The 11,360-nt window shown below is 24.9% G+C and carries 13 protein-coding genes; 4 read left to right on the top strand and 9 right to left on the bottom strand.

The window, feature by feature from the left end:
• Nucleotides 1-202: 202 nt before the first annotated feature.
• The 4 genes from rplT to thrS form a co-directional block, all read right to left on the bottom strand.
• The gene (rplT, locus tag CRU91_RS11515) at nucleotides 203-559 is read right to left on the bottom strand and encodes a 50S ribosomal protein L20 (protein ID WP_113895365.1); all 357 of its coding nucleotides are present in this window, start codon (nucleotides 557-559) and stop codon (nucleotides 203-205) included.
• Nucleotides 560-657: 98 nt separating this feature from the next.
• Nucleotides 658-855, bottom strand: coding sequence for a 50S ribosomal protein L35 (gene rpmI / locus CRU91_RS11510; protein WP_026802990.1), 198 nt, complete (start codon nucleotides 853-855; stop codon nucleotides 658-660).
• Between the two features lie 140 nt (nucleotides 856-995).
• Nucleotides 996-1,490 (bottom strand): translation initiation factor IF-3, encoded by a 495-nt coding sequence (infC, locus tag CRU91_RS11505; protein ID WP_222718469.1) that lies wholly within the window; start codon nucleotides 1,488-1,490, stop codon nucleotides 996-998.
• A gap of 29 nt (nucleotides 1,491-1,519) precedes the next feature.
• The gene (thrS, locus tag CRU91_RS11500; protein ID WP_113895363.1) at nucleotides 1,520-3,328 is read right to left on the bottom strand and encodes a threonine--tRNA ligase; all 1,809 of its coding nucleotides are present in this window, start codon (nucleotides 3,326-3,328) and stop codon (nucleotides 1,520-1,522) included.
• A 108-nt stretch (nucleotides 3,329-3,436) separates the two neighbouring features.
• On the opposite strand from thrS, the gene CRU91_RS11495 reads away from it, so the two are divergent.
• A complete protein-coding gene (locus CRU91_RS11495; protein ID WP_113895362.1) occupies nucleotides 3,437-3,943 on the top strand; it encodes a hypothetical protein in 507 nt (168 codons plus the stop codon).
• Between the two features lie 23 nt (nucleotides 3,944-3,966).
• On the opposite strand, the gene CRU91_RS11490 is transcribed toward CRU91_RS11495, so the two are convergent.
• A complete protein-coding gene (locus CRU91_RS11490) occupies nucleotides 3,967-4,287 on the bottom strand; it encodes a cytochrome C (protein ID WP_113895361.1) in 321 nt (106 codons plus the stop codon).
• Between the two features lie 96 nt (nucleotides 4,288-4,383).
• Between CRU91_RS11490 and CRU91_RS11485 the strand changes: the two genes are divergently transcribed.
• Genes CRU91_RS11485 through CRU91_RS11475 form a run of 3 tightly spaced genes read left to right on the top strand, consistent with a single transcriptional unit; the run spans nucleotide 4,384 to nucleotide 6,996 of the window.
• A complete protein-coding gene (locus CRU91_RS11485) occupies nucleotides 4,384-5,712 on the top strand; it encodes an NFACT RNA binding domain-containing protein (protein ID WP_113895360.1) in 1,329 nt (442 codons plus the stop codon).
• A gap of 57 nt (nucleotides 5,713-5,769) precedes the next feature.
• Entirely contained in the window at nucleotides 5,770-6,546 is a 777-nt protein-coding gene (locus CRU91_RS11480) for a complement resistance protein TraT (protein WP_113895359.1), read from the top strand.
• Nucleotides 6,547-6,594: 48 nt separating this feature from the next.
• Nucleotides 6,595-6,996, top strand: coding sequence for a hypothetical protein (locus CRU91_RS11475; RefSeq protein WP_113895358.1), 402 nt, complete (start codon nucleotides 6,595-6,597; stop codon nucleotides 6,994-6,996).
• 49 nt (nucleotides 6,997-7,045) lie between these two features.
• Here the strand turns inward: CRU91_RS11475 and CRU91_RS11470 are convergent, their stop codons facing one another.
• The 4 genes from CRU91_RS11470 to CRU91_RS11455 are packed head-to-tail and all read right to left on the bottom strand — an operon-like array spanning nucleotide 7,046 to nucleotide 11,359.
• Nucleotides 7,046-8,257 carry an AMP-binding protein gene (locus CRU91_RS11470; RefSeq protein ID WP_113895357.1) on the bottom strand — a complete coding sequence of 404 codons (1,212 nt, stop codon included), beginning with the start codon at nucleotides 8,255-8,257 and terminating at the stop codon, nucleotides 7,046-7,048.
• Between the two features lies 1 nt (nucleotide 8,258).
• A complete protein-coding gene (locus CRU91_RS11465) occupies nucleotides 8,259-10,370 on the bottom strand; it encodes an MMPL family transporter (protein WP_113895356.1) in 2,112 nt (703 codons plus the stop codon).
• The gene (locus CRU91_RS11460) at nucleotides 10,357-10,830 is read right to left on the bottom strand and encodes a hypothetical protein (protein WP_113895355.1); all 474 of its coding nucleotides are present in this window, start codon (nucleotides 10,828-10,830) and stop codon (nucleotides 10,357-10,359) included. The genes CRU91_RS11465 and CRU91_RS11460 overlap by 14 nt, the downstream gene beginning before the upstream one ends.
• The gene (locus CRU91_RS11455; RefSeq protein WP_113895354.1) at nucleotides 10,823-11,359 is read right to left on the bottom strand and encodes a hypothetical protein; all 537 of its coding nucleotides are present in this window, start codon (nucleotides 11,357-11,359) and stop codon (nucleotides 10,823-10,825) included. The genes CRU91_RS11460 and CRU91_RS11455 overlap by 8 nt, the downstream gene beginning before the upstream one ends.
• Nucleotide 11,360 lies beyond the last annotated feature (1 nt).

The raw sequence follows: 11,360 nt of genomic DNA, 5'->3' as shown, positions 1-11,360 counted from the left end.
AACAAAATGCAATGGTAGCAAGTCAAACACATGATATTGCAATAGTAACAGATGAAATTGCAAAATTGATAGTAAGTGATGCTAATGAGAAAGAGTTTATTGGTAAAGATGAAGTTAAAGCTAAAAGGTTAGAAAGCAATAAAAAAAATCTATAAAAAAAGGGAAGATTTAACTCTTCCCTTTTTTATTATTCGCAAATTTATTATTTAAGTGCTGCTTTAGCAGTAACTACTAAAGATGCAAATGCAGCTGAATCATTCATAGCTAAATCAGCTAAGATTTTTCTATCAAGTTCAATATTAGCTAGTCTTAATCCATTTATAAATCTTGAATAGTTAATATCATTTAATCTACAAGCTGCATTGATTCTTATGATCCATAGTTTTCTGATATCTCTTTTTTTCTGTCTTCTATCTCTATAAGCATAAACAAGGCTTCTTTCTAATTGTTCTTTAGCTTTTCTGAAGTGTTTTCTTCTTCCGCTATAAAAACCTCTTGCTAATTTTAATAGTTTTTTGTGTCTTCTTCTTCTTACAACACCAGTTTTTACTCTAGGCATATTTTTCCTTTCTTTACCGTTATTTTTAATAAGGTGTCAGCTTTGCTGAACTTTTCCATTTTAAAATGGAGGGACAAAATTACTTAATTTTTAAGTAATTACGCTTTACACAATGATGAAAGAATACCATTAACATTTGTACTATGTACAGTTTGTGGTCCTCTCAAGTTTCTTTTTCTTTTTTGCGTTTTTTTAGTTAAAATGTGGCTTCTAAAAGCAGAACCTCTTTTGATAGTTCCATTTTTCTTTACTTTAAATCTTTTAACTGCACCTTTAATGCTTTTCATTTTTGGCATAAAGAAATCCTTTCAAATAAATTTGCATTTTCATTAATTTTATGAAAAAGTTTTGGATTATACTGAAAAAAAGTTTAGTAATGAATTAAATAGTCTTTTATTTGTGGAAGAAGAGAAGTAAATCTCTTCTTTTGAGTAGATTAATCTTTTTTAGGTGTAACAAGAAGATTTACATATCTTCCTTCAAGTTTTGGTTCTTTATCCATAATCGCAATATCTTCAACCATAGTCCAAATTTTATTTAAAACTTCAACACCAGCTTCAGGATTTGCCATTTCTCTTCCTTTTAGGAAAACTCTAAACTTCACATGGTTCCCTTCTTCTAGGAATTCTCTTGCATGTTTAACTTTATAGCTAACATCATTTTCAGCAATTTTAACAGATAGTTTTATCTCTTTTATAACAATAACTTTCTGATTTTTCTTTGCTTCTTTTTTCTTTTTTTCTTGTTGGTATCTAAATTTACCATAATCCATGATTTTAGCAACTGGTGGTTTTCCATCTGGAGCTATTAAAACTAAATCAAGTCCAGCTTCTTCAGCTATTGCTAATGCTTCATGTGTTGATATTATTCCATGATTTGTTCCATCATCACTTGTACATCTAACTTCTTTAGCTGTAATCATTTCATTCATAATTACATCATCTTTTCTTTTGTCTTTACTCAAATTCTACTCCCCTTTATTATTTCATTTAAAAGTTCTATAAACTCCACTTTGCTCAAATTAGATTGCTCTCTTTTTCTTCTATCTCTTAAAGCAATAGTTTGGTTTGCTACTTCATCATCTCCAATTACAACTATCATTGGAACTCTTTGTTTTTCCGCCATTCTAATTCTTTTATTTAAACTCTCATTCATATCAAAGATTTCAGAATCTATACTATTTTCTAAAAGTTCTTTTTGTAACTCTTTTGCATAAACCACATGTGGTTCAGCAATAGGAACAAAAATAACTTGTGTTGGAGCAATAGCAAATGGAAACTCTCCAGCACAGTGCTCTGTTAAAATACCTATAAATCTTTCAAAAGAACCAAGTATGGCTCTATGAATCATAACAGGTTGCTCTTTTTCACCTTTATCATTTATGAACTCGACATTAAATCTTGATGGTAAATTCATATCAACTTGAACTGTTCCACATTGCCATTTTCTTCCAATAGCATCAAGAATTTTTATATCAATTTTAGGTCCATAAAAAGCTCCACCACCTTCATCTATTCCATATTTGATATTTTTTTCATCAAGTGCATCCATAATACCTTTTGTTGATTTTTCCCAAAATGTATCATCTCCAATAGCCTTTTGCGGTTTTGTAGATACTTCAATCTCGTATTTAAAATCAAATAGTTTTAGTAAGCTATCAACAAATTCTAAAACTTCAAAAATAACTTCTTTGATTTGATTTTGTGTACAAAAAATATGTGAATCATCTTGAGTAAACTCTCTTACTCTAAATAATCCATGCATTGCTCCACTCATTTCGTGTCTGTGAACAACACCGTATTCAAAAAGTTTTTTTGGTAACTCTTTATATGAAACAAGACTATTTTTAAATATCTGAATATGCCCAACGCAGTTCATAGGTTTTATACCATATTCCTGTTCATCAATAGTTGTAAAATACATATTTTCTTTATAGTTTGCGTAGTGACCAGATATTTTCCACATTTCTGATTTTAAAATTTCAGGACCACGAACAGGCTCATAACCTCTTATTCTATGTGCCTTATATAAAATATGTTCTAATTTACTTCTTAGTCTAGCCCCATTTGGTAACCACATAGGAAGACCTGCTCCTATATCGTCATTAAATGTAAATAGTTCTAGTTCTGTTCCTAGTTTTCTATGGTCTCTTTTTTTTGCTTCTTCAATCATTGTTACATAATCATTTAAAGCTTTTTTATCAAAAAATGAAATTCCATAAATTCTAGTTATCATCTCATTTTTTTCATCACCACCAAGATAAGCTCCTGCTACTCTTGTAAGTTTAAAACTTCTAATCATTCTTGTATTTGGTAAGTGAGGACCACGGCATAAATCTTTAAAATCACCTTGCTTATAAACTGTTATAACTTCATCTTTAATGTTTTTTAAAACAGCTTGTTTTAGTTCATCATTTTTAAATTCTTCATAAAACTCTTCTCTTGATGTTTCATGTCTAGTTATAGGAAGTTTTCTATCCGCAAGTTCTTTCATCTTCTTTTCAATTTTACTTAAATCTTCATCTGAAATTTTGCTATTTACTTTGAAATCGTAATAAAATCCTTCAGTTACAACAGGACCAACAAAAAATTTTGCTTCAGGGTAAAGTTCTTTTATAGCTTGTGCCATCAAGTGAGCTGTTGAGTGTCTTAATATCTCTAAAGATTCTTTTGAATCATCGGCTTTAATTGTATTTCCATCAATATTTAAAGCCTCTGCAGTTTGAAGGTCATATATTTGACCATCTTTTAATACTCCAATAGGTTCCAATAATTTCCTTTTTTAAATTTTGTTTAAAGTTGCGAATATTCTATCTCAAAATCACTTAATTTATTTAAAATATTACTCTAATTTAGTAAAAATAAGTTACAATTTGGAATGATTTTAAATATTTCAAAAATAAAAACAGAAGCTTTATTACTGTTTTGTAAAGATTTAATAAACTCTTATAAAGGTGATGAATCAGCTTTAAATGTTGATAAAATACTATATGAAGAGTTTAAAAAAATAAATGAAGATATGTTTACACAATTATCAAATCTTACATGTGAAGCACAATATTATATAAATAATCAAAAAAATTTTAAAATAAGAGCTATTTTGAAATGTTATAGCTTTTTAAGTAAAGAATTGAGTAAAAATTTAAAAGAAAATGAAGAATTTAATCCTTCTATGCTCTATTTTTCATTTCTAGCACTTTGGTTTAAAGAACTAAATAAAGAGAGTAATAGTAAAGAGTATATATATTTTACATTATATCCATATTCAAAAATATATGATAAATTTTTAATAAAATTAAAAGATCTAGAGTATAGAAGTATAAATATAAAAATGATAGATTTAGCTGAAAAAATAGTATATAAGTATGAAAAAATATCTTTATAAAAGGTCATTTGACCTTTTATAAATTAACAAGAAGGTACATTTCCTGAATCTTTTGCAAATTCTATAGAAAAGTCTATAATGTTATCTAGTAAATTTGTTTTTATACTTCCAATTTCATATTTTGGACATATTCTTTTGATTTCATCTTCAAATTTACCATCAGATTTTATTTGTCTCCACTCTTCTTGAGTATGTTTTACTGCAAATTTTGCTCCATCCATTCCACAAGGTTCTTTTAAAAATTTTATAAAAGCCTTTTGTCCTTTTGCAGCATCTGCAAATAATGAAGTTGTAGATATACCTAACAATAAACTACTTGCTACTAATACTTTCAATAATTTCATATTGTACTCCTAAATTTATTTTCGATACAATTATAACTACTAGATATAAAAATTATCTGAAATAAATGGTGAAAAATAAAAAAATAAAGAGAAAAAATGAAATATTTTATACTGAAAAGCTTAATTGAATATTTACAAGATAAAGCCCAGCTGATAAAGCATATAAGACGAATTGATAATAATATTATCATAATAGAATTTAATAATAAAAATATTATCTATTTTGATTTATCTAAGTCGAATGCAACAATTTTTAAATCGAAAGATATTATTTCATCTAAAAAAGATTTTAATGCTCCTTTTGATGTAGTTTTGCAAAAACGATTTACCAATGCAAAAATAGAAGAGATTAAACTACACAATGATGATAAAATCATAAGTATTAAAGTTTCATCTTCATCTTCATATAAAAAGCAATTTACAATCTTACAACTTGAATTTACTGGAAAATATACTAATATTATCATTTTAGATGAAAATAGATTGATTTTAGAGGCTTTAAGGCATATTGATGAATATTCATCATTCAGAGTTGTAAAAGTAGGTGTAAAACTTGACGAGATACCTAAAAAAGATTTTATACCTAAAATTGAAAAGATTGAAGATATTGAAGAGTATTTATATAAAATTTATGAAGAAAAAGAAAAAGATAATTTACAAGTTGTTAAAAAGCAAAAAATTCAAATAATAGATAAAAATATAAAAAAGTTAGAAAATATTTTAAAAGACTTACCAAAAAAAGAGGATTTAGAAATAGAATCAAATGAACTTTATATAAAATCAAATCTTATTTTGGCAAATTTACATAATATTGTTTCATACCAAAAATATTTAGAAATTGAAGATTATGATGGGAAAAGTATTAAAATAGATTTACAAAATATGCAAAATCCTGCAAAATATACAAATGATTTATTTAAAAAAGCAAGAAGAGTAAAACAAAAAGCACAAAATATTTGTATAGAAGAAGATAATATAAAAGAGAAATTAGAGTATTTAAAGAAGTTGAGATTAAATATTCAAAATGCAAATTCTATTGAAGAGTGTGAATTTTTATATCCAAAAAAAGATAAAAATCAAACAAAAACAAAGAAAGAGAAAAATTATGAAAGTTTCTTTTTTGAAGGATACAAAATACTTTTAGGCTCAAATGAACGAGAAAATATCTATTTACTTGAAAATTCAAAGGCAAGTGATTTTTGGTTTCATCTAAAAGATAGACCATCTTGTCATGTAATAGTTCAAAATAGTAAAAAAGATATACCAAAATCTATTATAGAAAAGGCTGCAATATTGTGTGCAAAGTTTAGTGTTGATTTTGGTGGAAACTATGAAGTAGATTTTACACAAAGAAGAAATGTTAAAATACAAAAAGGTGCAAATGTTTTATATAATCCTTATGAAACAATTGTAGTTAAATTATAAAATGATTAATTATTTTAGTATATAATATCAATATGAAAATTTAAAAAGGAGTTTATAATGAAAAATATTAAAACATTGGGAATAAGTGTACTTACAGCAGCGTTTATTTTTAGTGGTTGTGCTACAACAGAACTTCAAACTGCATCAAAAATGACTCAGAGCGTGTTCATAAATCCAGTTAAAAAAGAATTAAAGACGGTTTTTATATCTACAAGAAATACAAGTGGACAAGAAATCAATCTTGAAAGCACTTTAATACAATCACTTCAATCGAAGGGTTATCAAATAGTAGATGATCCTGATGTTGCAACTTATATTCTAATGACAAATGTTTTGTATTGTGATAAAAAACAAGAAAATAATACAGGAGCTGGAGCTTTAGGCGCAGGTGCAGTTGGAGCTGGAGTTGCTGGATACAATAATGGTGGAGCAGGAAGTATGATAGCTGCTGGTTTAGGAGCAGCACTAATTGGTGGATTAATAGGAAAAGCTACAGAAGATACTATTTATCAAATGCAAGTTGATATTGTTATAAGAGAAAAATCTAAAGGACCTGTTTATGCTTCAAATTCAAATGTTGCTGGGCAATCTAGTGTAAATGATAGCAAAAAAGCAGGATTTATTAATAGTTTTGGTGGAAGTGTAAAAGATGCAAATTCAACTGGAAAGTTAAATTCAAATATGGCAAATGCACAAACGCAAAGTTTTGAAGCTGACTACATAGAACATAAAACGTTAGTATTCGCAGAGGCCACAAAAATGAATTTAACTTTACAAGAGGCAACACCAATTTTAGAAAAACAGATTTCTGATAAAATTATAGGATTATTTTAAAGATTATTTTGATAGTATTTATTCAAATTATTTTTAAAGGAGATTAAAATGAATAATATTTTTAAAATATTATTAGTATCTGTTGTAGGGATTTTTGTTTTAGCAGGTTGTAGAGCTGCATCTGTTTATAATGTTGTTGATAATCCAGTTAGTGTAAAAACTGGAGTTGATGATGAAAAAATATATAAGGCTATTAAAACTGCTGGTTCTGGTTTAGGATGGCAAATTACAAAAGTTAAACCAGGACTTGCTCAAGGGCAACTTAATATAAGAAAACATACAGCTATTGTTGATATACCATATAGTTCAACTTCGTATTCAATTAAATATAAAAGTAGTAGTGCATTAGATTATAATGCAGAAAAAAATACTATTCATAACAATTATAATGGTTGGATACAAAATCTTAGCAATGCAATTCAAGTGCAATTAAATCAGTTACAAGATTGATTTAGTTTATTAAAGGCGGTATTTTATATCGTCTTTAAACTGCTGTATTCTATTGAATAGCAAGTTTTTTACCTGTTGAAGATACTTTTAATTTATCAGTCAATTTCAAATTTATAGAAAATTTAAGATTTGATAACTCTTTTTTTAAAATATTTTGAACATCTTTTATCAAAAATATTTTTTTTGTTTCTAAAGTAATATCTAAAATTTCACCTCTTAAACTATCGCTATTGTTCACCAAAACAAGAGCTTTATTTATACCTTCTATTTTTTCCAAGATATTTTCTATTTGTATAGTTGAGTATCTTTTTCCTGCAATTTTAAGTATTTGTGAACTTCTTCCAATAAGCTTGAATTTATCATCAAAAATTTCTACAAAATCAAAAGTTTGTACCTCTTGATTTGTTTTTTTTAACTCTTTTTCATAAATAATATTTGATACATAAGGTGAACTTACTTTGAGCCTACTGTCAACATCTGTGCTTAATTTTACACTATTTAGAGCATTCCATAACTCTTCATCATTGTATTTATAAGCAATTCCACCAGTTTCAGTTGAGCCAAAAATTTGAATAATATTTGAGTTAAATTTATCTTTAAACTCTTTTGCATCAGTGGAAGGTAAAGGAGCAGTAGAAGATATAAAAATAGAATTTTGTAAATCTTTTTTAGTACTTAGTTGATTTAAAGCTTTTATGTATAATGGAGTTGTAACTACCAAAGAGTTTTCATCAATTAAATTTAGTAAATCATTTGGTAAAAAATGCTCTTTTAAAATAATATCTATATTGTGTTTAAGTGGATAAAAAAGACCAAATAAAGAACCATAAATATGTATAAATGGAACAGTTACTATTACTCTTTTTATAGTATATTTTTCTAAAATAGTTGTTAAATCATCTATTTCCAAAAAAATATTCTCTCTTGTTTTAAGTGCAGCTGTTGGAAATCCTGTACTTCCTGAAGTAAAGTATAAAAAAGAGAAGTCTTTTGTATCAAAAATATTACTCTTATACTCTTTTTCATCAAATTCTTTAATATTTAGATTTTGTAACTCTTGTGAAAGTGCTTTATTAGTATTGTCAAATAGTATTGATTTTGCTTCACTAAAATAGGATTTTAATATTTTAAGAACATTTGCTTCTTTACTTGAACTTGCTATATATGAAACTTTATTATTTATAGATTTATCAAAAAACAACTCTTTTGATATTGTATATTCATTTATTGTATTGTCATCATTATAAATTTTTAGTTTCATCTTAAAACCTTTTTAAAAATATTAATAAAAATAAAATTGCAATAACTCCTATTGTTGCTGTTATTCCTATGGAAAATAGTGCATTTATATTTGAAAAAATTAAAACTCCAAATCCAGCAAATGTTGTCAAAATCGAGTAAACTATGGCTTTATTTGTATTGATATCTTTTTTATAAGAGCTTATATAAATGCCATAATCAATAGAAATAGATAGTATGATAAATAACATAAAAATATGCAAAATATTAAAATTTATAAACAAGGATATAGATAAAACGCAAGCAAAAGGAAATAATATAAAAGCTAAATATATAAGAGTATTCTTTTTATAAGTCAATAAAATAACTCCAAAAATAAATAGAATAGTCAAACTCCCATATAAAAATAGGCTATCTTTTATCTTTAAAAGATTATCTTCAAACATATACTTTATGCTTAGATTTTCTATAAAATCTAAATCTTTTACTAAATCAATACTTGAATTTGGAATATTGATATATGAAATATAGCTATTTTGAAATTCTAAAATCTCAAAGCCCATATTTTGCAGATATTGTAAAGAATAATTTGGAAGATTTTGCTCTAAATTGTATGAATTTTTGAAAAAATCTTCTTTAAATCCCAAATCTTTTGCTTCATTTTGTAAATCGGATTTTATTTTTGAAAAATCTATTTTTTGTAAACTATTCTTTTTTTCTAAGAACTCTTTTTCATCCAATAAATTTGATAGTGGAGCATAAGAGTTTTCTACTAAATTCTTTATTTTTCTTGAATTTTGTATTAGTTCATCTATTGAATTTGCTTTTATTAAAAAAGCTGTGCTTTGATTTGAAGATAAGTTTGTTGTAAAAAAGCTAAATAAATCATCTAATTTTTTGTTTTCAACATCAAGATTTTTTAAATTTGAGTCAAAATTGAATTTGTACATTGATAAAATAATTAATAAAATAGATATAAATATTATTGTAAGATTTGGTATTTTAGATAATTCTTTAAATGTGAAAAACTCTATTTGTCTATATTTAAAGCCAATAATTGGGTATAAAAATGCAAATTGTAAATATGAAAAGAGTAAAGATATGATAGTAAAATAACATAATTGTTTTATCAAATCAAAATTTATAAATGAGATTATAAAAAATGAACCAACAGTAGTAAGCATACCCAAAAATACATCTTTGTTGAATTTTATACCATTTTCATACTCTTTATGTACATAGTGATGAAACATATAATCTATTGCTACTGTTGATACGGAAATTCCAAAGACTAAAATAAAAATAGATATTTCATCAAATACAAAAGATAAAATAAAAATGGCAATTAAAATAGAAGAACCCAAAGTTATCAAACTATTAAAAAGTAGTTTTATATTTCTTAAAATTATTATGTATAAAAGTATCAATAAAACAGATGATAAAACTATGATTTTATTTACATCAGATTTTATAATTTGAGAGTTTTCTACAAAATAAAACAATGAAGAAAATATAAAAATATTTTCTTCATTTTGTACTAAGTTAGAGATTTTATTGTAAATTTCTTCATATTTATCTATACTATTTATATCTTTATTTATTGAAAAGATTGATACAAAACCTTTATCTTTTATAGCTAAATGACCATTTTTTAGAAAAAAGTTTTGTTTAGTTTCCTCTTTTATAAAAAGGTTTAAAGGGTCATTTTTATCAATATTGTATAAAAATTCAGAATTTAGAAGTTTTTGTTTTAGATTTTCTAGTTTAGATTTTATATCTAAATTGTTTAATTCATTTTCATTTATTTTTGAAGTAAAAAATATAAAATCAGTTTTATACTTTTGTAAATCTTGATTTACTTGAAAAGTATCCAATGTTAAACTATTTGTTTCAATCAGGGTTTTTTCAAGTTCTTTTATCTTTTTTAAAGAGTTTATATCCAGTCCATCTACATATAAAAAGAGTTTTTTTCCTATCTGAAACTCATTAAACTTTTTTAAGAGTTCTTTTTTTTCTCCATTTGGTAAAATAGCTTCTATATTTGTAGAGATTATTTTAAATGAGTTAAAATAAAAAACACAAAATATAAGTAACAATAAAATAGATAGATTTATATAATTTCTACTTTTGAACAATTTTTATATAATCCTCATTTTTGAAGTATATTTTTAAAAATTTTAGTCTATTTTCATCTTTTTTAAACTCTATTTTTTCTATTGCATTTGAAACATATTCATTTGGTATTAATACACTATTTTCGTCAATATTTTGAAGTTTAAAAAACTCTTCAACTCTATCTTTTCTATCTTTATAAATAAAAGATATTAGTTTATAAAACAGACTTAATTCAACTTTTTCATCATAACTTAGTTTTTGTTCATTGTCTTTATCTTTTAAGATAAAATAATCTTCATAAAATATATATGAAGAACTTAGATTTTTATATGAAACTGTTATTATGTGATCTTTAATATCGATATTTCCATATTTATAAACACTTGTTTGCAAGGCATTTACATATTTTTCTTCTTCAAAATCTATACTTGAAGAGAAGGCAAAAGTAGTTAAAATAAAAAATAAAAGAAATTTAGGCATATTTTTTCCTATTGAAATAGATTTTTTTATGAATAATTTGGATAATCAGACCAAAAATAAATACAAAATACCAAGCGAAACTTGAGTATATTGTCCAAATTATAATATTGTCATAGTATAAAATAAAAAGGTGTAATATTAGATTTGTAAGAGCTACAAAAAACCAAAACAAAGTTGAGTTTTGAAGATATATTTTATCTTCATCGTTTAAATCTTTTTTGAATTTTTCAATATAATATATTACAAAATTGTTTTTTGTAATATATGAATATAAAACAAATGAAGTTACGATAAAAGCAAGTATGGATGGTGTTATTTTGAGAAATAGACTATCTTGAACTAAATATGCAAAAAGTGCAAAGATTATATAAAGAAGTGAAAATCCATACTCTTTGAAACCTTTTTTGATATTAGCTAAAAACCAAAAAAATGAGAATATAAAAATATAAATAGAGGCTGTTTTTATATCAAAATATTTCAAAGAAAAAAGTACTATTGGTGCATAGATTAAAGATATGATTAAGTTCATT

This window comes from Aliarcobacter vitoriensis (assembly GCF_003316695.1).
Classification (GTDB): domain Bacteria; phylum Campylobacterota; class Campylobacteria; order Campylobacterales; family Arcobacteraceae; genus Aliarcobacter; species Aliarcobacter vitoriensis.
The sequence above is the reverse complement of the archived record's forward strand: the minus strand, read 5'-3'. Positions and strand labels throughout refer to the sequence as shown.

Coding starts and splice junctions, on each gene's coding strand:
- rplT (WP_113895365.1), bottom strand. CDS start 559: ATGCCTAGAGTAAAAACTGGTGTTGTAAGAAGAAGAAGACACAAAAAA.
- rpmI (WP_026802990.1), bottom strand. CDS start 855: ATGCCAAAAATGAAAAGCATTAAAGGTGCAGTTAAAAGATTTAAAGTA.
- infC (WP_222718469.1), bottom strand. CDS start 1,490: ATGAATGAAATGATTACAGCTAAAGAAGTTAGATGTACAAGTGATGAT.
- CRU91_RS11495 (WP_113895362.1), top strand. CDS start 3,437: ATGATTTTAAATATTTCAAAAATAAAAACAGAAGCTTTATTACTGTTT.
- CRU91_RS11490 (WP_113895361.1), bottom strand. CDS start 4,287: ATGAAATTATTGAAAGTATTAGTAGCAAGTAGTTTATTGTTAGGTATA.
- CRU91_RS11485 (WP_113895360.1), top strand. CDS start 4,384: ATGAAATATTTTATACTGAAAAGCTTAATTGAATATTTACAAGATAAA.
- CRU91_RS11480 (WP_113895359.1), top strand. CDS start 5,770: ATGAAAAATATTAAAACATTGGGAATAAGTGTACTTACAGCAGCGTTT.
- CRU91_RS11475 (WP_113895358.1), top strand. CDS start 6,595: ATGAATAATATTTTTAAAATATTATTAGTATCTGTTGTAGGGATTTTT.
- CRU91_RS11470 (WP_113895357.1), bottom strand. CDS start 8,257: ATGAAACTAAAAATTTATAATGATGACAATACAATAAATGAATATACA.
- CRU91_RS11460 (WP_113895355.1), bottom strand. CDS start 10,830: ATGCCTAAATTTCTTTTATTTTTTATTTTAACTACTTTTGCCTTCTCT.
- CRU91_RS11455 (WP_113895354.1), bottom strand. CDS start 11,359: ATGAACTTAATCATATCTTTAATCTATGCACCAATAGTACTTTTTTCT.